Raw genomic sequence first — 22,811 nt, 5'->3', positions numbered from 1 at the left:
AGCGTGACCGGAGTCCTCACCGACATGTTCGCCACCTACCTGATCGGCCTGCGCGAAGGCCTGGAAGCGACCCTCGTGGTCAGCATCCTCGTTGCCTTCCTCGTCAAGTCGCAGCGCAAGGACCGGCTGGTCCAGGTCTGGGCCGGCGTCGCGCTCGCGGTCGTCCTGTCCGTCCTCTTCGGCTGGATGCTCACCTACACGAGCACCACGCTGCTTGCCGACTACAAAGACCGCGAGCTGTTCGAGGCGATCACCTCGCTCGCCGCGGTCGTGTTCGTCACCTGGATGATTTTCTGGATGCGCAAAGCCGCCCGCTCGATCGCCGGCGAGTTGCGCACCAGGCTCACCGACGCGCTCGCGGTCGGCTCGATCGCTGTCGCGGTGATGGCCTTTCTCGCCGTCGTGCGCGAAGGGCTGGAGACCGCGCTCATCTTCTACTCCGCGGTCCAGGGCGTGCGGACCGACGGCGGCCCGCTCTACTCGCTGATCGGCGGTGTCGCGTCCGCCATCGTGATCGGCATCCTGCTCTACGGCACGGCGGTGCGGATCAACCTCGGCAAGTTCTTCACCTGGACCGGCGCGCTGCTGATCCTGGTCGCCGCCGGCATCCTCAAATACGCCGTGCACGACTTCCAGGAATCCGGCGTGCTGCCGGGCCTCAACACGCTCGCGTTCGACATCAGCGGCACGCTCGACCCCAGTTCCTGGTACGGCAGCGTGCTCGCCGGAATGTTCAACATCACCCCGGCGCCGACGGTGCTGGAAACGATCGCCTGGGTCGCGTACGGCATCCCGGTCCTGGCGATTTTCCTTCGCCCGGCCAAGCGCAAGCCGGCGCCCGCCGCGGCACCCGTTGAAACAACCACCACCCCTGCGTCCACCACGCAGAAGTCCTGATCGGGAGTTCTTGAATGCGCAGCAGATACCTCGCGACCGTCGCGGTCGCCCTGTTGGCTGGTGGCCTCGCCGCCTGCTCCAGCAGCGACGACTCCGCCGGCTCGGGCGCTGACGCCGCGGGCGGGCCGATCACGGTCAACGCCAGCGACACCGCCTGCGAGGTCGGGGTCACCGACGTCGACGCCGGCACTCTGCAATTCAAGGTCACCAACAAGGGTGGCAAGGTCACCGAGTTTTACGTGTACGCCGCCGGCGACCGCGTGATGGGCGAGGTCGAGAACATCGCGCCGGGGCTGAGCCGGGAGCTGCACGTCGAGCTGGCCGCCGGCACCTACGAGACGGCCTGCAAGCCCGGCATGATCGGCAAGGGCATCCGCAACCCGCTCAAGGTCAACGGCTCGGCCGCGCCGCTCACCGAGGACGCCGCCCTCAAGGACGCCACCGACAGCTACTCGCGCTACGTCAAGAGCCAGACCGACGCGCTGCTGACCAAGACCCAGGAGTTCGTCGACGCGGTCAAGGCCGGCGACATCGCGAAGTCCAAGGCGCTGTTCCCGGTCGCCCGCACCTACTGGGAGCGGATCGAGCCGGTGGCCGAGATCTTCGGTGACCTCGACCCGAAGATCGACGGTCGCGAAGAGGTCGTCGAAGAGGGCATGAAGTTCACCGGGTTCCACGCGATCGAGCGCGATCTGTGGAAGACCGGCGACATCTCCAAGTCGGGCCCGATGGCCGACGAGCTGATGGTCAACGTCAAGGAGATCGTCGCCAAGTCGCAGGCCGAGCAGCTCTCGCCGCTCCAGCTCGCCAACGGCGCCAAGGAGCTCCTCGACGAGGTCGCCACCGGCAAGATCACCGGTGAGGAAGACCGCTACTCGCACACCGACCTGTGGGACTTCAACGCCAACGTCGAAGGCTCCAAAGCCGCGATCGCCGCGCTCCGGCCGGCGCTCGAGCAGCGCAACGGCGACCTGGTCAAGCAGCTCGACACCGAGTTCGCCAACGTCGACGCGGAGCTGGCGAAGCACCGCAACGGCGACGGCTGGAAATTCCACAACGAACTGTCGCAGGCCGACCTGAAGGGGCTCTCCGACGTGATCAACGCGCTGGCCGAGCCGATCAGCAAGGTCGCCGCGGTGGTGGCGGGGTAGGTAAACAGATGGCAATCACCCGTCGTCAGGCGATGACGCTCGCAGGTGTCGGCGTGGCCGGCATCGCGGGCGCCGCCGCCGGCGCGACGGCCGTGCTGGCCGCTGACTCGGAGCCCGCGGCTCCGTCGTCGGCGGCCAGTGGCGCTGTCCCGTTCTACGGCGACCACCAGGCAGGCATCATCACCTCGGCACAGGACCGGCTGCACTTCGTCGCGTTCGACGTCATCACCAAAGACCGCGACCGCTTGGTCACGATGTTGCAAGACTGGTCGGCGGCCGCGGCCCGGATGACCAACGGCCAGGACGCCGGCACGATCGGCGCGGTCAACGGCATCCCGGAGGCGCCGCCCGACGACACCGGCGAGGCGCTCGACCTGCCGCCGGCCGGCTTGACGCTGACCGTCGGCTTCGGCCCGACGCTGTTCCGCGACGCGACCGGCGTCGACCGCTTCGGCCTGGCCGCCAAGCGGCCGGCCGCACTGGCCGACCTCCCGAAGTTCCCCGGCGACGCGCTCCAGCCCGAGATCTCCGGCGGCGACCTGTGCGTGCAGGCGTGCGCCAACGACCCGCAGGTGGCTGTGCACGCGATCCGCAACCTGGCCCGGATCGGCATGGGCGTGGTCAGCGTGCGCTGGTCGCAACTCGGCTTCGGCCGCACTTCGTCGACGTCGCGCGACCAGGCCACGCCGCGCAACCTCTTCGGTTTCAAGGACGGCACGGCCAACCTGAAGGCCGAAGACACCGCGCTGCTCGATGACTATCTCTGGTCCCGCGGCGCCGACGGTCAGTCCTGGATGGACGGTGGTTCCTACCTGGTCGCCCGGAAGATCCGGATGATCATCGAGACCTGGGACCGCACCTCGCTCGGCGAGCAGGAGGAGATCGTCGGCCGGGCCAAGGGCAGTGGCGCGCCGCTCGGCCACCAGAACGAGTTCGACGAGTTGGACTTCGCCATCAAGGGCCCCGACGGCAAGCCCGCGATCGCCGACGTCGCCCACGTGAAGCTGGCACACCACAGCCAGAACGGTGGCGTACGCATCCTGCGCCGCGGCTACAACTTCGTCGACGGTTCCGACGGCTTGGGCCGGCTCAACGCGGGCCTGTTCTTCATCTCGTTCCAGCGCGACCCGCACAAGCAGTTCGTGCCGATCCAACTCCAGCTGGCACGCCACGACGTGATGAACGAATACATCCGGCACGTCTCCAGCGCCCTGTTCGCCTGCCCGCCGGGCGTCAAGGACGGCGGCGACTTCTGGGGCCAGGCGCTGTTCGCCTAGCTCGACGGTGTCGCCCGACCCAGCAGGACGTATCCGAGAGCGAACACGGCGGCGCCGGCGACCTCGAAGATCTGGATGAGCGGGAAGCCCGGCCCCGACGTGAAGATGAACAGCCCGCCGATGGTGTAGACGAGCGAGCCGATGCTGAGCAGCAGTGCCACCAGCTTCATGCCGGCGCGGTTGAGCACCAGGGCGAGCACCGCGTAGCCGGCCGGGAAGATGAGCAGCGCCGGGAAGACGATGAGTGCCGAGCCCGCGTCGACATCGCTCGGGGTGTGCACCAGGCTCGGTTCATAGTGCGCCCGGACCGGATTGTGCGCGCCGTCGAAGACGATCAGGGCGAACCAGAGCAGGGTGCCGACCAGGCTGGCGTACCACCCGGGTAGATCCCGGCGGGACCGGACGCCCACGCCGAGCGCGAGCATGCTGGCGAGGCTGACCACCAGCAACAACAGGCCCGCGGCCTGGATGTCGTGCGTGAGTCCGTAGCGCTCGCCGACCTTGGCCATGCCCCAGCCGTCGCGAGCCGGATGCAGGATCGTTCCGATCAGGAACAGCGGGCCTCCGACATAGGCCGCCCATTTGGCGACGGTACGCAAGCGCCGGCGGATGCCATTCGCGCCAGCATCGCGGTGCCCGACCGCGGCGGCTTCTTGAACGTCCATTTTGTCGTCTTCCCCCTTGACGAGCGGCAACTCCGAACTAACTCGCTAAAGTTCTACGCTAGTGCTCGACTCTAGTCAACGGGCGATGAGTTTCATGAGTCGGGAGGTGCCTGAGTGCGTAATGTGACGCAGGGCGGCTGACCTGCGCTTTCACGCGGGCAGCCGGCGTTCGGATGCGCGGGGGGATCCACATGCGAGCAAGGTTCATCCGGCGGCGACAACTTGCCGTCGTCGTGGTCGGGGCGCTGATCGCCCTGCCGAGTGTGTTCGGCACGCCATCGATGGCAGCATCAACCAAGAGCAGTGCTGGTCAGCCCACCAGCCAGGCCGAAGCCTGGGGAACCAACGCTGTGGGACAGCTCGGCATCGGGACGCTCGGGGAAACGGCGACGTGGCCGACGGCCGTGACGGTGGCGGCCCCGCATACCGTGCGTTCGGTCTCAGCAGGTTTCAGCCATGGCCTGGCACTGCTGTCCAACGGCACGGTCAAAGCGTGGGGATCCAACGAGTATGGACAGCTCGGCGACGGCACCGAAACCTCGCGGCCGATCCCTGGCAGCGTGGCAGGACTGAGCGACGTCAAAGCAGTCGCCGCCGGCGGCGATTTCAGCGTCGCTCTGCTGCACGACGGCACGCTCCGAGCGTGGGGCTTCAATTTCTCCGGCGAGCTGGGCGACGGAACCACAGCGAACCGGAGCCTTCCGGTTCGGGTGGAGGGGCTGCCCGGCCGGGTGACTGCGATCGCCGCCGGAGCGAACTTCGTTCTCGCGTTGCTGGCCAACGGCACCGTCGTGGCCTGGGGCGACAATTTTGATGGACAGCTCGGCCAGGGCCAAGCCGATAGCCAGCCGCACCCGGTCCCGCTCGCGGTGCGCCTGCCGCAGCGACCGACGAGCATCGGCGCGGGCGCGTTCCACAGCTTGGCGGTGTTGGCGGATGGTTCCGTCCGTGGTTGGGGCTTGAACGTTTCGGGTCAGTTGGGAATCGGTGACAGGGTCAGCCCGCAGCCCAGCCCGGTCGCCGTGGTCGGCCTGACCGGCGTACGCGTCAAGTCCGTAGACGGCGGATTCGGCCACACCCTGGCTCTGCTGACCAACGGCCGGGTCAAGGCTTGGGGCAGCAACGAGGCTGGCCAGCTGGGCGACGGCACGAACACGCGGCAGTTGGTCCCGGTTGACGTGCTCGGTCTGAGCGGGGTGACAGCTGTCTCCGCAGGTGAAGACGGCTCCGCCGCCAGCGGGCACAGCCTCGCGATCACCCGTGGCAACGTGATGGCGTGGGGCCAGAACAACAGGGGGCAACTCGGCATCGGGGGATCCGGGTCGGTCAACCGGGCTCAGGCGGTAACCACTGGCCTCCAACCGACGCGCTCGATCTCCGGCGGCCTCGCATTCAGCCTGGCCTCCTGACCACACCACAGAGGGCCTCAGTTCGGGCTTGCCGCCGCGGACGTGGCAGTGACGGGCCCCCTCGGGCCCGGCACGGTCTCTGGCGGGAGCATCGGTCGTGCCCCCGACGGACCCGAGTCGATCGTGCTCCCGAAATGGTCCGGACCCGCCAGCGCCACCGCCCGCGCCGCCTCCGCCTCAGCCGCCGCCCGCGCCTTGGCCGCCTGGTGCGCGGCCGAGCCGAACACCACCACATAGGCCAGGAACCCCAGCCAAGCAACCGCCCCAATGACAATCTTCAGGGCTGGCGGCAGCGGCGACGGTGTCACGAACGCCTCGATCACGCCCGAGACCGCGAACAGGAAGACGAGGCCGACGGCCACGAGCAGACCCTCGCGCCCCGCGGCGGCGACCGAACGCGTCCGGGTCAGGTGGCGCGGCGGACGGATCCAGGCCCCGGCGATGCGCAGGCCCACCCCGGCCGCCACGTAGACGCCCATCAGCTCCAGGAGACCGTGCGGGGTGATCAGGCTGAAGAACTGCTCGGCCTCGCCGTATTGGATCATCACGCCGCCGCTCAGGCCGACGTTGAGCGCGTTGTTCCACAGTAGCCAGAGAACGGGCACGATCAGCACACCCGACGCCAGGCATTGCACGGAGAGCCAGGCGTTGTGTGTCCACAGTGAGAACGCGAACGTGTGCGGCGAGTATTCGGAGTAGTAGGCCGCGAATTCCGTGTCGACCAGCCGCTGAGCCGCGGCGTCGCCGATCAGGGTGCGGGCCACTTCCGGGTGTTCGGCTGTGTAGAACATCAGGAAGAAACTGAGCACCGTGAAGACCGTCGACACCGCGCACCACCATGGCCAGGCGCGATAGGCCGCCAGCGGGAAGCCGGTGGTGAAGAAGCGGCCGATGTCGGCCAGCCCCATCCGGCGGCCCGGGGAGATCGCCGCGCGGCTGGCCAGCACCAGCCGGGACAGGCGGGCGATCAATGCGGGGTCGGGGGTGCGGCTGCGAACCACCGACAGGTGCGTCGCCGATCGCTGGTAGAGCGTGACGAGCTCGTCGACCTCTGATGCGGCGAGGCGACGTTTGCTCGACAGGTGTTCCAGCCGACGCCACTCGGCGTCGTGTTCGGCGACGTACGCGTCGAGATCCACGCGTTCATAGTGTTCACTGTGCGGGTGAGCGCGCAACCTCTCCCCTCCGACCGGGTCGTCACCGGCGAAGCCGTCGAGCTTGAGGTGCGCGCGGCCCGGGCCGGTTCGCGGGTCACCGCGCTGCTGCTCGACCTGATCGTGATCGTCGTCATCGCGCTGGTCGTGTTCGCGATCGCCTCGATCATCGTCAGCACCGTCTCGGTGCACTTCGACGACGCCACCTGGCAGGGCATCACGGTAGTCATGACCGTGTTGTTGCTGGTCGGCTACCCGGTGAGCTGCGAGACCCTCTTCCGCGGCCGCACGCTCGGCAAGGCGGCGCTCGGCCTGCGGGTGGTCCGCGACGACGGCGGCCCGGTGCGGCTGCGGCACGCGTTGACCCGCAGTCTGGTCGGCGTGGCCACCGAATGGCCCGGCGTGCTGTTGCCGCCGGTCACCTGGATCGCCGCGCTGGCCACGATGTTGGGCAACCCGCGCGGCAAGCGCCTCGGCGACCTGGTCGCCGGCACCATGGTGATCCATGAGCGGACGCCGGCGAGCTGGGGCTGGGTGCCCGGCATGCCGCCGCGGCTCGCGGGATGGGCGGTGACCCTTGACCTGACCGGCGTTTCCGATGATCTGGCGCTCGCGGTGCGGCACTTCCTGGCCCGCGGGCGCGATCTGCGCGAGCCGGCTCGCAGCAACCTCGGCCGGGCGCTGGCCGCCGAGCTCGCGGCCGTCACCACCCCGCCGGCGCCGCCCGACGTGCCGGGCTGGGCCTACCTGGCCGCGGTGGTCGCCGAGCGGCACCGGCGCGCCCGGGTCCGCCTCGCGCGGGCCCGCGCGGTGTCGGCGGCGATCTGGCCGGAGTTGGTCGCCAAGCCGGCCGCCGAGCCCACCCGGATCGAGCCCGCGTCGGCACCGGTGCTGGTGCGGCCCGGCGCGCCCTACTCCGAGGAGGTGACGCCGCCGCTCGCGTGGCCGATCACCGGGACTAGAGGCGGGCCAGCGCCTTCAGCGTGAGGTAGGCATCGGCCACCGCGCCGGCGAACTCGGTTGCCGGCGCGTCGACCACCTCGACGCCGCCGCGGCGCAGGGCCGAGGCGACCCGGTCGCGTTCGGCCAGGGCGCGGTGGCCGGCCGCGGCCGCGTAGACGTCGGCGGCGGTCTGCGGCTTGCGGGTGGTCAGGTCGCGCAGGACGGGGTCGTGGGTCGCCGCGACCACGACCTTGTGGCGGGCGACCAGCCGGGGGAGCACCGGCAGCAGGCCCTCGCCCAGCGCGCCCGGCTCCAGCGCGGTGAACAGCACGATCAGCGCCCGCTTGCGTTCGCGGCGGAGCACCTCGCCGACGACGAGCTCGAAGTCGGTTTCGACCAGGGCCGGTTGCAGCGGCGCGAGCGCGTTGACCAGCCGGGCCAGCAGCACCTGGCGGCCGGCGCCGGAGACCGAGGCGCGGACGGCGGTGTCGACGGCCAGCAGGTCGACCTGGTCGCCGGCCCGTGCCGCCAATGTGGCCAGCAACAGGGCGGCGTCCATCGCGGCGTCCAGGCGGGGCTCGTCGCCGATCCGGACCGCCGAGGTGCGGCCGGTGTCGAGCACGCAGACCACCCGGCGGTCGCGTTCCGGCCGCCAGGTGCGCACCATGACGTCGGAGCGGCGGGCGCTGGCCCGCCAGTCGATCGAGCGGACGTCGTCGCCGATCACGTACTCGCGCAGGGCGTCGAACTCCGTGCCCTGGCCGCGGCCGCGGGTGACGATCGTGCCGTCGAGGACCCGCAGCCGCGCCGTCTTTTCGGGCAGCAACTGGCGGGACGCGAAGCGGGGCAGCACCCGGACCCGCCACGGCGGCGTCGCGGGGCGGCCGGACCGCTGCCGGAACGCCAGGCCCAGCGGGCCGTGCGAGCGCACCGTCACGCGTAGGGCCGGGCGGTCGCCCCGCCGGGTCGGGGTGAGGGTCGCCTCCAGCGTGACGGTCGTGCCCGGCGGGACGATGACCCGGCCCGACGGTGTGACCGCGCCCGCCGAGGGCACCCACGCGTCGCGGATCTCGCCGTGCAGCGTGCGCCGGCCACCATTGTGGACCCGCAGCCGCACCGTCGCCGTCTGGCCGAGCCGGACCGAGGAGTCGCCGCGCCGGGACAGCGCCAGGTCGCGCAGCGGTGCGGCCAGAGCGAAATCCACAATGGACGCCACGAGTACGGCGAGCCCGAGCGCCGCCGCGGCCCACCAGGGAGACGGAAACAGGGGCAGGGTGAGCGCCGCGATGCCGAGCAGCAGGGCGGCCCGCCAGGTGACCACGGTCAGCGCGGGGTCGGGACGGTGCCGAGCACCGCGTCGAGGATCTGGTCGACGGTCACGCCCTCGAGCTCGGCCTCCGGGCGCAGCCGCACCCGGTGGCGCAGGGTCGCCCGGGCCACGGCCTTGACGTCGTCGGGTGTCACGTATTCGCGGCCCGACATCCACGCCCAGGCCTTCGACGCGCCGAGCAGGGCGGTGGCGCCGCGGGGGGAGGCGCCCAGCTCCAGCGACGGCGAGATGCGGGTCGCGCGGCAGACGTCGACGACGTAGCCCATCACCATGTCGACCACGCCGATCCGGCCGACCGCCTCGCGCCCGGCGGCCAGGTCGGCCGCGGTGGCCACCGGCCGGATCCCGGCGCCGGCCAGGTCGCGCGGGTTGAAGCCCTGGTGGTGTGCGCGCAGCACGCCGAGTTCCTCGTCGCGGGAGGGCAGCGGGACGGCGAGCTTGAGCAGGAAACGGTCGAGTTGGGCCTCGGGCAGCGGGTAGGTGCCCTCGTATTCGATGGGGTTCTGGGTCGCGATCACCAGGAACGGCTCGGGCAATGGGCGCGGCAGCCCCTCGACCGACACCTGGCGCTCCTCCATCACCTCGAGCAGCGCCGACTGGGTCTTCGGCGGCGTCCGGTTGATCTCGTCGGCGAGCAGCAGGTTGGTGAAGACCGGGCCCTGGCGGAACGTGAAGGCCGCGCCGTGCGGGTCGTAGACCAGCGAGCCGGTCACGTCGCCGGGCATCAGGTCGGGGGTGAACTGGAGGCGTTTCATGTCGAGGTCGAGCGCCGCGGCGAAGGCCCGCACCAGCAGCGTCTTGGCCACCCCGGGCACGCCTTCGAGCAGCACGTGGCCGCGGCAGAGCAGACCGATCAGCAACCCGGTGACGGTCGCGTCCTGGCCGACCACCGCCTTGGCGACCTCGGCCCGCAGCCGGTGCAGGGCCACCCGGGGATCGGTCTCGGCGGTGGGTTCGGCGGCGAGGGTCACCGTGGTTCTCCTTGGTCGGGCCCGGTGGTGCCGGGCGGGGTGTCGGCGCGGGGTGCGCCCGCGGTGATCTCGTCGGCCAGGGTGTCGAGGCCGCGGGCGAGGTCGAGCAGCTCGTCGTCGTGCGCCGGCTCAGGACCGAAGAGCAGACCATCGATGTCGTACGGGCGGCGCCCGGTGCGCACCGCGACGGCGTCGACCACCTCGGCCGGGGTACGCGTGGGTTCGAGGCCGAGCGCCGGCTCGATCCGCCGCAGGGCCGCCCGGCGCAGCACCTCGGCGACCGGGCCGCGCGCCTTGGCCCGCCGGTAGAGCCGGCCACGGCCGAGCACGGTCTCGCCGGAGCGCACCTCGACCGGCAGTGGCTCGCTGACCGCTGGACCGAGTCGCCGCCCGGCCCACAGGATCAGCAGCAGCAGGGCGGCGCCGAGGGTGGCGAGCATCGCCCAGAGCCAGGGCGGGAACGCCTGACCCAGCGGGTTTTCCCGGTCGCCGGGCCCGTCGGCCCGACCGGGGCCCGGCTGGCCGCCGTCACCGGGTTCCTCGACGGGCGGGCTCGTCTCGTCGGGCGGCGGAAGGTAGCTCTCGTCCTGCTCGGGGTCGAGCGTGTAGGTCGGCCGGGGCGCCGCCGGCGGCTCGTAACGCTCGTGCAGGTCGAGCCAGACCAGCTTGGGCCGGGCCGACAGCAGGCCGGCGGCGAACGCGCTGTTGTCGTGCTCGTCGAGGCGGTCGTTGCGGAACGGGTCGGCGGCACCGACCACGACGAGGTCGTTGGGGTGGCCGAGGTGCACCACGCCACCGCCGTAGCAACGGTCGTGCGGACCGGCGACCTGGTAGCTCTGCCGCCGGGCCGCTGCCCGGCCGGCGGTGTCGACGCCGGCGATGGCGCAGTCGCCGGCCGATTCGACCGCGGTCGCCCAGCGCCGCTGGCCGCGCTGCACCGGCGCCCGGAGGGTCTCCAGCGTGCGGGCCGGCGGGTCGACCAGCACGACCCGGGTGCTGCGCGGTAACGACGCGAGCTGGCTGGTGGTCAGCGGGTCGAGGAACTCGGCCGCCGGGACGAACAGCGTGCCGCCGGCACCCACGTCGGCGAGCGCGGCGTGCGGGTCGGTCTGCCGGGTCACGGTGATTCCCCGTTGGCGCAGCGCGTCGGCGAGTCGGGCCGAGCCGATCGGCGCGCTGCTGGTCGGGGAGAGGAAGTCGGCGTCGTCGGTGTCGGGGGTGTCGACGGCGTGGGTGACCAGCGAGCCGACCAGCAGCAGGACGACCACACCGAACGGGATGATCGTGCGCTTGCCGGCGCGCCAGCCCTGGCGCAGCGCGGCCCGCCGGTTGCCGGTCGCGGTCGTCGTCACGGCTCCGCCCGCCGGCTCGCCGGCACCCGGGCGCCGGTCACCGCTTGGTCCACATCGGACGCCAGCTGCTTCATCTCCGCGTCGTCGTCGGAGGTGGCCGGCTTCTCGCCGTACCAGATGTCGGAGAAGATGGTGCCCGCGGCGCCGAGCGGCCGGTCGGTGGCCGGCGCGCTGCGGCCGGCGGCCGACGCCAGCTCGGTGACAGTCCACCCTGGATGGTGTTCGATCACCCGGCGGTCGACCAGCTGCCGGACCACCGCGCGCAGCCGCTCGCGCACCGCCTCGGCCCACCGGCCCTCCGCCGCGAAGCGGTCGGCCCGGGAAACGAAGGTGGCGGCCGGCAGGTCGGGCAGCGCGTCGGGCTCGAGCGCGTCGACCTCTTGATCGTCGGGCTCGGCCGGCTTGGCGACGGGCTTGCGCCGCCGCCAGCTCAGGCTGAACCCGGGCCAGCGCCAGCGGACCCGGCGCAACCGGGCCCAGTTGGACCACAGGACCGCCACCGTGGCGGCGAGCAGCAGCAGGATGAGCACGACCCAGTGCAGCGCGAGGTGGTCGCCGATCGCCGCCACCGCCTCGGTCCACCAGCGTGCGAAGCCCGTCACCGGCGCACCGCCAGCGGGTCGGCGCCGGCGACGTGGCCCCGGCCGAGCGCGATGTCCAGCCCCTCGGTGCGGAACCGGGTCTCCAGGTGCAGGGTCGCGGCCAGGCAGGCGAGGGACGCGTAGGCCAGCGTGTTGACCGCCGCCCGCATCCCGGTGAGCAGCACGGCCGCCGAGTCGCGGTCGATCGGCACGAGTTGGGCCAACAGCAAGCCGCCGGCGGTGCCGACCAGCATCCGGATCAGCCACCAGGTGAGATAGCCGAGCAGCAGGATCCACAGCCCGCGGCCACCGGAGCGGCTGGCCAGCCCGAAGCCCCGGCCGATCGCCCGCAGCGGGTTGACCCGGTCGACGATCAGGGCCGGCACGGCCAGGGCGGAGAAGCCGAAGCCCACCGCCCAGAACGGGCCGGCGAACGACCCGGCCGTTACGAACACCCCGGCGAAGAGCGCGAGCGCGACCGTCGCCACCGGGCGCAGCCCGCGCGGGGCGAGCACGGCCCGGTTGCTCAGCCGGCGGTCGAGGAGCAGCGCGCCGGCCGCCCGGGAAGCCGGCGCGGCCAGCAGCGCGATGATCACCGCTTCGCAGCCGGCGCCGACGCAGAGCACCACCCAGATCCGGTCGAACTCTTCCTCGAATGCCCGGACGGGGTCGTTGAGCAGCACCTCGGACCAGTCGAGCAGCGGGGCCAGCACAAGCTGCTCGGTGACCGCCAGCGCGCCCGCCACCGGGAGCAGCGCCGCCGCGTGGACGCGCAGCAGCAGGAGGGCGGCGTCAAGCAGCTCGCCCACCGTGAGGGGGCGCCGGGGTAGTGCTGACGTGTCCAGGGTCGGCTCCGGAGGCTGCGTGGGATAGCGGTCATCGTGGCATGGCGCACGTCACCCTCGGGGACCGGAGTGGGGGAGATTGCGCACCAGCCGGCCCGGATCAACGCTGAAAGACCGAATTGTGGAGACCGTCCGCCGGGTCGTTGTCAAGATTCCGCCGGCCGGCCGGTCACACCGCGATGAACGCGGATGGAATATTGGTCCCATGAGAGCCCGGGTTCTGGTGGTGGACGACGATCCCGCGTTGGCGGAGATGCTCGGCATCGTGCTGCGCAGCGAGGGGTTCCTGCCCTCGTTCGTGGCCGACGGCGAGCGTGCCCTGTCGGCGTTCCGTGACAACCGGCCCGACATCGTCCTGCTTGATCTGATGCTGCCCGGCATGAGCGGCATCGATGTGGCCCGGTCGATCCGGTCGGAGTCCGGCGTCCCGATCGTCATGCTGACCGCCAAGAGCGACACCGTCGACGTGGTGCTCGGGCTCGAGTCCGGCGCCGACGACTACGTGGTCAAGCCGTTCAAGCCCAAGGAGCTGGTCGCCCGGATGCGGGCCCGGCTGCGCCGGGGCGAAGACGCGGCGCCGGAGATGTTGACCATCGGGCCGCCCGGCAACCAGATCACCATCGACGTGCCGGCGCACACGGTCACCCGCGACGGCGAGGAGGTCAAGCTCACCCCGCTCGAGTTCGACCTGCTGGTCGCCCTGGCTCGCAAGCCCCGCCAGGTGTTCACCCGCGAGGTGCTGCTCGAGCAGGTCTGGGGCTACCGGCACGCGGCCGACACCCGCCTGGTCAACGTGCACGTCCAGCGCTTGCGCGCCAAGATCGAGCCAGATCCGGAACGGCCGGAGATCATCCTCACTGTGCGTGGTGTCGGCTACAAGGCCGGCACTGGATAATCTGGCGTCATCGTGAGCGGAGCGTCACTAGACGAAGTCCTCAAAACGGCCTGGGCGCGCGCCCGGGCCGTCTGGGGTCGCGCCTTCCGACAGCTCAAGCTCTTTTTGGCCACGGCCGAACACACCTGGCGGCGCTCGCTCCAGGTCCGGGTGGTCACCCTGACCCTGGTCGTGTCGAGCCTGCTGGTCGCCGTCTTCGCCTACGTGGTCGCCTACCGCAGCTCGACGATCCTGCTCAACCGGGCCAAAGACAGCGTCTCCGCCCAGCTCGACTACGGCCGGTCCTACACCGAACTACAGCTCAAGATCTTCGGCAAGCCCTTCGAGCCCAACGTCCAGGGCACCCTCCAGGACATCGTCTTCTACCTCGGCGGTGGCGACTCGCAGGACCCGAGCGCGGGGCTGGTCGTGGTCCGGGCCGACAACGTCAACGAGCTCAGCGCCGTGCCGTCCCGCAAGGGCGACATCACCGGCCTGCTCACGACCGACATCACCGGTGTGGTCAGCCACGGGCAGAAGGCGACCGCGATCCGGTCCGCCGACCTCGACCGCACCGGCATGGTCAAATACCTGGTCGAGGGCACCCCGGTGAAGACCAATTTCGGCCAGATCGAGCTCTACTACATCGAGCCGCTGACCACCCAGGATTCGGCGGCGACCCAGATCCGCACCACCGTGCTCGCGACCGGCGCCACCCTGGTGCTTCTCCTGGGACTGCTGTCGGCGCTGGTCACCCGGTTGGTGGTGCGCCCGGTCCGGGTCGCGGCACGCACCGCGCAGCGGCTGTCGGCCGGCCTGCTCGACCAGCGGATGGCGGTGACCGGCGAAGATGATCTCGCCCTGCTTGCCGCGTCGTTCAACCAGATGGCCGCCAACCTGCAAAGACAGATCGTCCGGCTGGAAGACATGTCGCGGTTGCAGCGGCGGTTCACCTCCGACGTGTCACACGAGCTGCGCACGCCGCTCACCACGGTCCGGATGGCCGCCGACCTGATCTTCGCCGAGCGCGAGCGGTTCCCCGCCGACGTCACCCGCACAGCGGAGATCCTGCAAACCGAGCTCGACCGTTTCGAGAGCCTGCTCACCGACCTGCTGGAGATCAGCCGCTACGACGCCGGCTTCGCCATGCTCGACGCCGAGCCCACTGACCTCGTGCCGATCGTGCACCGCGCCGTCGAGCCGCTGCGCGGCCTGGCCGAGCGCTGCGGCGTGCCGCTCGAGGTCGACGTGCCGGCCGACCCGGTGATCGTCGAGGCCGACCCGCGCCGGGTCGAGCGGATCCTGCGCAACCTGGTCGGCAACGCCGTCGAGCACGCGGAGGGCAAGCCGGTGGTGATCCGCCTCGTGTCCGACGGAGTGGCGGCGGCCGTGGCCGTCCGCGATCACGGCCTCGGGCTCAAGCCCGGCGAGGAGAAGCTGGTCTTCAACCGGTTCTGGCGGGCCGACCCGTCGCGGGCCCGGCAGACCGGCGGCACCGGGCTCGGTCTGTCGATCAGCCTCGAAGACGCCCGGCTGCACGGCGGCTGGCTGGAAGCGTGGGGCGCGCCCGGTCAGGGCGCCCAGTTCCGGCTGACCCTGCCCGTGCGGGCCGGAGACCGGCTCAGCGGGTCGCCGCTGCGGTTGGTGCCCGAAGACATCGAGTTGGCCGCGGTGACCCCGCCCGTGCAGCCACGCGCGATCACCCAGACGCCGGCGGAGTTGCCGCTATGAGGCGCCGGCTCGCCGCGGCGGCGCTCGCGGTCGGCCTGAGCGCCGGTCTGATGGCCGGTTGCGGCATCCCCGACCACACCGAGGTCGAGGTCGAAGGAGTGGGCCCGCAGTCCGGCTCCGGCCCGCAGCCCAACATCGCGCCGCAGCCCAAGAAGCCAATCGACGCGACCAACACCAAGGAGTTCGTCACCAACTTTCTCGCCGCCGCCGCCGGTGAGTTCGACGTGAAGGAGACCACCGACCGCCTCGAGGCCTACGTGGCCGGCGGCGCGTTGGGCGCCGACCCGCTCAAGGACGGCGTCACGGTGGTGAAGGTGGAAAGCCTCGACACCAAGAACGACCGCGACTTCACGCTCCGCGTCATGAAGCTCGGTGTGCTCAACAACGAAGGCGAGATCCTCACCCTGCCCGAGGGCGCCCCCAAGAGCGCGACTTACCGGCTGACGGTCGTGCCCGACTCGGCCGGCATCGGCTGGCACCTGGCCGAGGTGCCGCCGGGAATGCCGTTGCTCGACGTCGAGGCGTTGAAGACCTACTACCGCGAGCGCCCGGTCTACTTCTGGAACAAGGAGAAGACCGCGATGGTGCCCGACCTGCGTTGGCTGCCGTCCGAGGTGGGCACCTCCCGGGTGCCCACCGAGCTGCTGAAGATGATCGCGGCCGGCCCGTCGGCGATCGCCGACGTGGCAATGGCAGTGCCCGGCAGCAGCAAGTTGTTGGGCAACGCGCTCATCGACGACGAAGTGCTCACCATGAACTGGTCGTCAGACGCCACCAAGGACGACTATCAGGAGCTTTTGGCAAAGCAGGTGGCGTGGACCGTGCGCGGCACCGATCTCACACCGGACAAGCTGATCCTCAAGATCAATGGTCAGATCGTCAGCGAGTACGACGTCGAGAGCGACCTGTTGGAAAAGACGTCCTACCCGATCGGCGCCGAGGTGCACCCCTACGCGATCCTCGACGGCAAGGTGCGGGCGATCGGCAGCCCGGCCGGCACGCCGGGACCCGACCCGTTGACCGGCGCCGCCGACCAGAATCTGCGCTGGGCGGCGTTCGACCGCAGCGGTGATGCCCTCGCCGCGGCGACCGTCGCCAGAGACGACAAGGCGTTGCTGCGGGTGGGCACGACCGCCCCCGGCAGCGCGGTCAGCACGGTGGTCGCGGTGCAAGGAATCCAGCCGACCTCGGCGCCCGTCTGGCTGCCCCGCTCGGGCCTCGGCCTGGCCGTCACTGACAGCGGGCTCTGGCAGTTCGACGCCACCGGCAAGCGCAGAAAAATCGACTCTGGTGAGATCCCGGGCAAGCTCACCGCGGTGGCGACCGCGCCCGACGGCCAGCGGCTCGCCGTCCTCGCCGGCGGGCAGGTCTACTTCGTGCCGGTCTCGGTCGTCAATGGTGTCGTGACCTTGTATGGGTCGCGACCGCTGTTCACGGGCCTGACCAGCTTGACGGCGGTTGCCTGGACCGCCGAGACCCGGCTTTCCGTCGGCGGCACCGATCCCGAGACCGCCAAGCATTCGATCGTCGACGTGACTGTCGACGGCGGCAGCCAGACCCCGCGCATCAACAACGTCGAAGCCGAGATCGCGATGATCGCCGTCTACCCGGAGAACTTCCCGCTCGGTCGCGACAGCGTGGTGCTCTACCAGGCCGACAATCGGTCGTGGATGGCCCGCGGCGGGTTGCCGACCGAACTGGGCCGCTCGTCCCTCCCCGGTGAGCCGACGAACGCGTCGCCGCCGCCCGACGAGCAGAGCCAACCCGTTTCCCCCTTCTTCGTCTACTGACCGTGCTGCTCGCCGCGCTCGCCGACCTGGTGCTGCCGGCCGAGTGCGCCGGCTGCCGCACCCCGCATGTGCCCCTCCGCCATGGCGCCTGCGCCGACTGCGCCGCTGCCCTGACCGCCCTGCGCCCCGCATCGGTCCGTCCGCGGCCCGCACCGCCCGGCCTCCCACCCTGCGTCGCCGTCGGGGAGTACGCCGGCCCACTGCGCGAGTCGCTCCTGGCCTACAAGGAGCGCGGCCGCGTCTCGCTCGCCACCCCGCTCGGCGTGCTGCTCGCCGAAGCGGTGGCCGCTGCCGCCGGCGGCGTACCACGGCCGGTTTTGCTGCTTCCGGTTCCTTCGACCGCCAAAGCGGTGCGCGAACGGCACGGCGACCACGTTCGCCGCCTCGCCGACCGGGCCGCCAAGACGTTGCGGCGCGCGGGTTGGCCGACCGAGGTGGCGCAACCGCTGCGGGCGCTGCCGAAGCCCGACGCGACCCACCTCGACAGTGCGCAACGGGCAATTGCCGCCGCGGCAGCGTTCCGGCCCCGCGCGAAAGCCATGGACCGCGCCCGGCGGGCCGCGAACGGTCGCGCGGTGGTCGTCGTCGACGACATCGTGACGACCGGCGCCACCCTCGCCGCGTTGACCGCGCTGCTGATTCGGGCCGAGGTTCCCGTCGATTCGGCCGCCATACTCGCAGCGACACGCAAACGTCACCCTCAGTAGATCCGTTTTCACCCGATCGCGCCCACTGGGCGAAACTTCTCCGAACCCTCGGGTTGACAGGGGGTGACTGCGGCGCCAACCGGCGTTAGCGTGAAGTTCACCGGGGTAGGACTGTGGTCCAAGCCCCGAGGGGACCCGCATCCGAAAGGAGGCGCACCGTCCGGTCGGTCGACGCCCTGGGTCAGATCATGCGGCGTAGCCGGCCTTCCATCATCACCACCGCATCAGCACAGATCGTTGTGGGAGGTAACGCGTGGACATCGTCGTCAAGGGCCGAAACGTTGAGGTGCCCGAGCATTTCCGGATTCACGTCGCCGACAAACTGGCGAAGGTCGAACGTTACGACCAGAAGTTGATCCGGGTCGACGTCGAGTTATTCCACGAGCGCAACCCGCGCCAGTCCGACCACTGTCAGCGCGTGGAGATCACCTGCGCGTCCCGTGGGCCGGTCGTCCGCGCCGAGGCTTGCGCCTCCGACTTCTATGCCGCCCTGGACGCGGCGATCACCCGGCTCGACAGCAGGCTGCGTCGTGCGGCCGACCGGCGGCGGGTGAGCCGTGGGCGTACCCCCGTTTCGGTGGCCGAGCACACGGCCGGCCTACAGGCGGCGGAGCCGGTGGTTCCGGCGGCGCGGCGGGCCAAGAACACCGCGACCGCGGTGCTCGACGACCCGGCCGACCGTTACGCCGTGGCCGAAGACGAGCAAGACGACCAGCCGTGGCATGTCGCGCGGGTCAAGGAGCACCCGGGCGAGCCGATGACCGTCGACGACGCGCTCTTCCAGATGGAGCTCGTCGGACACGACTTCTATCTGTTCAACGACAAGGAAAGCGGCCAGCCGAGCGTGGTCTACCGCCGCAAGGGATACGACTACGGGATCATCTCGCTACAGGTGTGAGTTGATCGTGTGCGGGACGAAGTGGGCGTCGTTGCGGGTGATCAGCCCGTCGACGCCCACTCCTTCCCGGATGCCCAGACCGGCCGGCTCGCCGTCGATCATCCACACGCCGAGCACCGGGTGGCAGACCCCCTCCAGACCGGTGAACGACGGCAGCTCGCGCAACTCCTGGTAGACGAAGCCCTCGGCGCCATAGTCGCCCTGGCGGTTGGCGACCAACGGCACGTTGTCGCGGACAAGCTCGATGTTGGCACCCTCACGGGACCAGATGGGCTTCTTCGCGTACGACGTCATGGTCGCCGGTCGGTCCGTGGCGAAGTAGGCCGGTAGCAACAGCTCGCCCTCGGGCTTGTCACCGAACAGCTCCCAGAGCACGGGCAGCAGCCCCTTGTTGGACCACAGCGCGGCGGTCCACGGCGGCTCGATCCAGACCGTGCCGCGCTTGGTGGGGTCGGCCATGTTGCGGAAGATCGGCCGGCCGCCCTCCTCGTGCCAGAGCCATTCCCACGGGTAGAGAATGAAGATCACGTCGATCTGCGGGCCGACGTCGAACTGGTTGCGCTGGAACCGGACACTGCCGTCGGCCTCGTCGACACCGATCTGGCTCATCGCGATCAGCTCGGTCGGGAAACCCGCCTGTGTCGCGGTTTCCATCAGGTAGGCCACGTTCATCCGGTCTTCGCCCGAGGTCTCGCTGGTCTCGTAGGCGAAGTAGATCGTCGGCCGCTCGGGCAGCCACGGGCGCGCCGCGCGCAACTCCGCCATGTTGCGCCGCCACGCCTCGACCAGCCGCTCGTGCAACGCGTTCCACTGCCGCTCGGGGTCGTTGGTCTGGCCGGTCTGCTCCAGCCAGGCCCACTGGATCACCGCGCTCTCCAGCAGGGCGGTCGGCGTCTGCGCGTTGAACTCCAGCAGCTTGGGCGTGCTGCCCTTGCCGGCATACCAGAGGTCGAACCGGCCGTAGACGCTCGGCGAGTAGTCGGGGCCCTGCGGCGCGTGCGTGTGCGCGCCGAACAGGTCCTTGTCGGCGTGGGTCCAGGCGTCCTTGTCACCGTCGAACCAGGTGCGGATCACCTGCTCGTGCACGTATTCCGGGATGCCGATCTTCGACATCAGGCACGTGTCGGGCCAGCACTCGGCGGACAGGTAGGCCTCCCGGCGCACCGCGCGGTCGCGCCGCGGGCAACGGGAAACGATATGGTCGCCCGCCTCCACACACATCCGGTGCAGGGTGCTCGCCGCCTGCTCGAGCGCCAGCACCTCGTCGAGGTCGAAGTCGTAGAACGGGCCCTCGCGCCAGTAGGAGACGACCCGCCCGTCGGGCAGCGGAGTGTCGTTGTAGGTCAGCCCGAGGGCGGCGTTGGCCCGCTCCCAAGCCTCTCGTTGCACACCGTGTGCGACCCGACGCACCTCAGCCGCCGGACGACTTGCTGCTGCCGCCTCCGCTGCTGCCGCCCTTGCCGACCACGCTCGACTTGACCGTGCCGTTGCTGACCCGGCCGGTCGCCGGGAGGCCCCAGGCGGTGCGCTGGGCGGCATCGTTGTAGGCGAACTTCGACCCGCCCGAGGGCAGCTTGGCGCCGGCCTTGAGGCCCTTCTTGTAGCGCGGCGAGTGTGCCCAGAAGAAGAAGCCGCCGTGCCCGTTGCCGTCGTCGTCGCAGTCGTCTTCGTTGACGATCGTGTCGTTCTGGTCGACGCAGTAGAAGGTGTGGTCGTCATCGGCCGAGTCGCAGGCCGCCACCCCACCAGCCGCCAGGCCGAGGAACGCGGCGCCCAGAACGACGCGCGCAGTGCTGCGCCGCCGAACAGTCATCTCATCTCCCAGGTCCCGCTGCAAGTGGGCTCACCTTAATCGACGAGCGCAACCACGGGCGATGACCGTTCAGGTCGTCTCGCGGAGATCACCGGGCAGCACGGCCCAGAGGATGTCGTCGATGCGGCCGCCGGCCAGACCGGGCAGCCGGCTGCGCTGGTAGCCCTCGCGGAGGAAGCCGGCCGCCTCGAGCACCTTCTGCGAGCCGGCGTTGCTCGGGTTGGTGCCGGCGATCAGCCGGCCGATGCCGGTGTTGGCGAACACCCACCGGCCCAGCAGCACGCTTGCCCGGGTCGCGAAGCGCCGGCCGCGGAACGCCGGGTGCACGCAGTAGCCGATCATCGCCTGCCCGGTCATCGGCTCCTGGTAGTAGAGGCCGATGTCACCGGCCGGGGCACCCGTCGCGGCGTCGACCATCACGAGGTCGGCGCGCTCACCCAGCAGCCAGCGGGTTTGCGCCCGCTCGCAGCGGAGCTGGATCTCCTCGCGGTCGGGTGCGACCGGCGGCACGTGCGACGCGATGATGTCGGGAGTGCTGAGCAGGTCGAAGTAGAAGTCGGCGTCAGCCGGCGCGACCGGCCGCAGGGTCAGCACGCCGTCGGTGAGCTGGCCGCCGGGCAGGTCGGGCAGCAGCCGTTTGACCGGCTCGCCGGGGTCACCGACCAGCCGGGCGAAGACCGCGACCTCGCGCCGCGTGCCGTCGGCGTTACGCGCCGCGCCGCGGCGGGCGCCCTCGGACTGGAAACCGGCCGCCAGCGCGACCCGGACGCTCTTCGCGTTTTCCCAGGCGGTCAGCAGCTCGAGCCGGTCGAAACCCTCGGCGAACGCGTGCGCGGCGAGGGCCTTGGTCGCCGTCGTCGCGACCCGCTTCCCGCGGGCCCACGGCGCCACCCAGTAGCCGATCTCGCCCTGCGCGCGGTCATTGTCGACGTGGTGCACGCCGATCGTGCCGAGCAACCGGTCGGTGGCCGGGTCGGCGATCGCGTAGATGCCGCCACCGGTCGCCCACGCCTCGGTGGCGCCGTCGCGGACGAACCGCTGCGCGTCGTCGCGGGTATAGGGCTGGGGCAGGCTCGGCAGGAACCGGCGGACGTCGCCGTCGTTGCAAGCGGTCTCGATGTCGGCCGCGTCGTTGTCGCGAACCAGGCGCAGCCGTACACCCGGCGCCTCGATGGTTTCGGGCTTCATGCCTGTGCCCTCCCGTTGAACGGCTCATCGGACGCTAACAGCGCCCCCGCCCACCCGTCGACCCGCTCGCCGCGGTGCTCGAGGTAGCCGCGGTTGGTGCCCTCGAACGTGAAGCCGGCCTTGTCGGCGACCCGCCGCGACGCCTCGTTGCCGGCGTTGGCCCACCAACCGATCCGCTCGACGCCGAGCGCGGTGAAACCCCAGGCGCAGACCGCCGACAGGGCCGCCGGCGCGAAACCGCGACCGCGCGCCTGCGGCGGGACCACGAAACCGACGTCGGCGAGCGCCGGGCGGGTGGGGTGCAGGCGCAGTTCCATGATCCCGGCGTAGGCGTCAGTTTCCGGATCGCTGATGCCGAACACCGCTCCCGTGCCGCGGAGCCAGACCCCGGCGCAGTAGTCGCGGACGAAGAACTCGCCGTGCTCGCGGCGGTAGGGGTGCGGGATCGTGGTCCAGCGAACTGTTTCCGGGTCGTTCGAGCTTTCGGTGATGGCGTCGATGTCGCGCTCCTCCAGCGGGCGCAGCTTGAGCTCCCCGCCGCGGGTTGCCGCGAAGAGGTCGGGCTGCGGCCGGCTGAACGCGACCGCGCGGCGTGCCTCGGGCGAGCCCGGCCCGGCGACGTCGGGGTCGGTCGGGTCGCCGGGCAGCAGGGAGCCGACCCAGGCGTCGCGCCGCTCGCCACTGCGGTCCTCGAGGTCGTGCCGGGCGATGCCCTCCATCGTGAAGCCGGCCCGCAGCGCGACCAGGCGGGACAGGTGGTTGCCGACCTCGGCGCGCCAGACGAGCCGCCGTACCCCAAGATCAATTGCCCACTGCGCAACCGCGCGGGCGGCGGCGGTGGCGGCGCCCCGACCGCGTGCCCACGGCGCGGTCCAGTAACCGATCTCACCAACGGTGCGGTCGGCGCTCAGCGAGATCAGCCCGGAGGAGCCGAGCAACTCGCCGGTGGCCTCGTCGAAGACCCCGAGGGGGGCGCCGGTGCCGGCATGCCAGGCTGTGGGGGAGAGTTGGCCGACGAAATAGTCGGCGTGCTCGCGGCGGTAGGGAACCGGGACGGAGGTCCAGCGCTGAATGTCCGGATCCTGGCAGGCCCGCTCGACCGACGCCGCGTCATCCGCACGCCACGCGCGTATGACCAAACCATCTTTGATGATCTTCGGGGGCTCCACGCGGTCATCCTGCCGGACGGTTCCCCCGGGGCATAACCGGATTTCTCCCGGCGTTAGCTTCATTATG

The 22,811-nt window shown here is 70.9% G+C and carries 21 protein-coding genes; 10 read left to right on the top strand and 11 right to left on the bottom strand.

Annotated elements, in window-relative coordinates; all coding sequences use genetic code 11:
* The first annotated feature begins 24 nt into the window (after positions 1 to 24).
* From efeU to efeB, 3 genes are read left to right on the top strand one after another with little or no spacing between them, the layout of a single operon-like run.
* Positions 25 to 897, top strand: a complete 873-nt coding sequence (gene efeU / locus DFJ67_RS04975; protein ID WP_116075625.1) for an iron uptake transporter permease EfeU — start codon at positions 25 to 27, stop codon at positions 895 to 897.
* A 14-nt stretch (positions 898 to 911) separates the two neighbouring features.
* On the top strand, positions 912 to 2,048 hold the full coding sequence (efeO, locus tag DFJ67_RS04970) for an iron uptake system protein EfeO (RefSeq protein WP_116066803.1): 1,137 nt from the start codon (positions 912 to 914) through the stop codon (positions 2,046 to 2,048).
* An 8-nt stretch (positions 2,049 to 2,056) separates the two neighbouring features.
* Positions 2,057 to 3,325, top strand: coding sequence for an iron uptake transporter deferrochelatase/peroxidase subunit (gene efeB, locus DFJ67_RS04965; RefSeq protein ID WP_116066802.1), 1,269 nt, complete (start codon positions 2,057 to 2,059; stop codon positions 3,323 to 3,325).
* Here efeB and DFJ67_RS04960 read toward each other — a convergent pair.
* On the bottom strand, positions 3,322 to 3,990 hold the full coding sequence (locus DFJ67_RS04960) for a hypothetical protein (RefSeq protein ID WP_116066801.1): 669 nt from the start codon (positions 3,988 to 3,990) through the stop codon (positions 3,322 to 3,324). The genes efeB and DFJ67_RS04960 overlap by 4 nt on opposite strands.
* A gap of 191 nt (positions 3,991 to 4,181) precedes the next feature.
* Between DFJ67_RS04960 and DFJ67_RS04955 the strand changes: the two genes are divergently transcribed.
* Complete coding sequence (locus DFJ67_RS04955; RefSeq protein ID WP_170215744.1) at positions 4,182 to 5,399, top strand: RCC1 domain-containing protein; 1,218 nt, start codon at positions 4,182 to 4,184, stop codon at positions 5,397 to 5,399.
* A gap of 17 nt (positions 5,400 to 5,416) precedes the next feature.
* Here the strand turns inward: DFJ67_RS04955 and DFJ67_RS04950 are convergent, their stop codons facing one another.
* On the bottom strand, positions 5,417 to 6,538 hold the full coding sequence (locus tag DFJ67_RS04950; RefSeq protein WP_116066799.1) for a stage II sporulation protein M: 1,122 nt from the start codon (positions 6,536 to 6,538) through the stop codon (positions 5,417 to 5,419).
* A gap of 24 nt (positions 6,539 to 6,562) precedes the next feature.
* Here DFJ67_RS04950 and DFJ67_RS04945 point away from each other — a divergent pair, with 24 nt between their 5' ends.
* Entirely contained in the window at positions 6,563 to 7,540 is a 978-nt protein-coding gene (locus DFJ67_RS04945; RefSeq protein ID WP_116075621.1) for an RDD family protein, read from the top strand.
* Here the strand turns inward: DFJ67_RS04945 and DFJ67_RS04940 are convergent.
* The 5 genes from DFJ67_RS04940 to DFJ67_RS04920 are packed head-to-tail and all read right to left on the bottom strand — an operon-like array spanning position 7,512 to position 12,538.
* Complete coding sequence (locus DFJ67_RS04940; protein ID WP_116066798.1) at positions 7,512 to 8,816, bottom strand: DUF58 domain-containing protein; 1,305 nt, start codon at positions 8,814 to 8,816, stop codon at positions 7,512 to 7,514. The two genes, DFJ67_RS04945 and DFJ67_RS04940, sit on opposite strands and share 29 nt — an antisense overlap.
* A 2-nt stretch (positions 8,817 to 8,818) precedes the next feature.
* On the bottom strand, positions 8,819 to 9,796 hold the full coding sequence (locus tag DFJ67_RS04935) for an AAA family ATPase (RefSeq protein WP_116066797.1): 978 nt from the start codon (positions 9,794 to 9,796) through the stop codon (positions 8,819 to 8,821).
* Positions 9,793 to 11,148, bottom strand: a complete 1,356-nt coding sequence (locus DFJ67_RS04930; protein WP_116066796.1) for a DUF4350 domain-containing protein — start codon at positions 11,146 to 11,148, stop codon at positions 9,793 to 9,795. The genes DFJ67_RS04935 and DFJ67_RS04930 overlap by 4 nt, the downstream gene beginning before the upstream one ends.
* Positions 11,145 to 11,750, bottom strand: a complete 606-nt coding sequence (locus tag DFJ67_RS04925; protein ID WP_170215743.1) for a DUF4129 domain-containing protein — start codon at positions 11,748 to 11,750, stop codon at positions 11,145 to 11,147. Before DFJ67_RS04925 ends, DFJ67_RS04930 begins: the two co-directional genes overlap by 4 nt.
* Positions 11,747 to 12,538 (bottom strand): hypothetical protein, encoded by a 792-nt coding sequence (locus DFJ67_RS04920; RefSeq protein ID WP_239097214.1) that lies wholly within the window; start codon positions 12,536 to 12,538, stop codon positions 11,747 to 11,749. The genes DFJ67_RS04925 and DFJ67_RS04920 overlap by 4 nt, the downstream gene beginning before the upstream one ends.
* Positions 12,539 to 12,779: 241 nt before the next feature.
* Here DFJ67_RS04920 and mtrA point away from each other — a divergent pair, with 241 nt between their 5' ends.
* From mtrA to hpf, 5 genes are all read left to right on the top strand, one after another.
* Positions 12,780 to 13,469: an MtrAB system response regulator MtrA gene (gene mtrA / locus DFJ67_RS04915; protein WP_116066793.1), complete on the top strand. Its 690-nt coding sequence runs from the start codon at positions 12,780 to 12,782 to the stop codon at positions 13,467 to 13,469.
* A 105-nt stretch (positions 13,470 to 13,574) separates the two neighbouring features.
* Entirely contained in the window at positions 13,575 to 15,179 is a 1,605-nt protein-coding gene (gene mtrB, locus DFJ67_RS04910; protein WP_239097217.1) for an MtrAB system histidine kinase MtrB, read from the top strand.
* Positions 15,176 to 16,969 (top strand): LpqB family beta-propeller domain-containing protein, encoded by a 1,794-nt coding sequence (locus DFJ67_RS04905; RefSeq protein ID WP_116066791.1) that lies wholly within the window; start codon positions 15,176 to 15,178, stop codon positions 16,967 to 16,969. Before mtrB ends, DFJ67_RS04905 begins: the two co-directional genes overlap by 4 nt.
* Before the next feature lie 2 nt (positions 16,970 to 16,971).
* Positions 16,972 to 17,676 (top strand): ComF family protein, encoded by a 705-nt coding sequence (locus tag DFJ67_RS04900; protein ID WP_409362922.1) that lies wholly within the window; start codon positions 16,972 to 16,974, stop codon positions 17,674 to 17,676.
* 253 nt (positions 17,677 to 17,929) lie between these two features.
* A complete protein-coding gene (hpf, locus tag DFJ67_RS04895; RefSeq protein WP_116066789.1) occupies positions 17,930 to 18,574 on the top strand; it encodes a ribosome hibernation-promoting factor, HPF/YfiA family in 645 nt (214 codons plus the stop codon).
* Here hpf and DFJ67_RS04890 read toward each other — a convergent pair.
* The 4 genes from DFJ67_RS04890 to DFJ67_RS04875 all read right to left on the bottom strand — a co-directional run bounded on the left by DFJ67_RS04890 (position 18,563) and on the right by DFJ67_RS04875 (position 22,744).
* Positions 18,563 to 19,963 carry a glutathionylspermidine synthase family protein gene (locus DFJ67_RS04890; RefSeq protein WP_239097213.1) on the bottom strand — a complete coding sequence of 467 codons (1,401 nt, stop codon included), beginning with the start codon at positions 19,961 to 19,963 and terminating at the stop codon, positions 18,563 to 18,565. The two genes, hpf and DFJ67_RS04890, sit on opposite strands and share 12 nt — an antisense overlap.
* 22 nt (positions 19,964 to 19,985) lie before the next feature.
* A complete protein-coding gene (locus tag DFJ67_RS04885) occupies positions 19,986 to 20,387 on the bottom strand; it encodes a hypothetical protein (RefSeq protein WP_116066787.1) in 402 nt (133 codons plus the stop codon).
* 69 nt (positions 20,388 to 20,456) lie between these two features.
* Positions 20,457 to 21,575 (bottom strand): GNAT family N-acetyltransferase, encoded by a 1,119-nt coding sequence (locus DFJ67_RS04880; protein WP_116066786.1) that lies wholly within the window; start codon positions 21,573 to 21,575, stop codon positions 20,457 to 20,459.
* Entirely contained in the window at positions 21,572 to 22,744 is a 1,173-nt protein-coding gene (locus DFJ67_RS04875; protein ID WP_116066785.1) for a GNAT family N-acetyltransferase, read from the bottom strand. Before DFJ67_RS04875 ends, DFJ67_RS04880 begins: the two co-directional genes overlap by 4 nt.
* Positions 22,745 to 22,811: the final 67 nt, after the last annotated feature.

It is taken from the genome of Asanoa ferruginea (genome assembly GCF_003387075.1).
GTDB lineage: Bacteria > Actinomycetota > Actinomycetes > Mycobacteriales > Micromonosporaceae > Asanoa > Asanoa ferruginea.
This window is presented reverse-complemented; position numbering and strand designations above follow the sequence as displayed.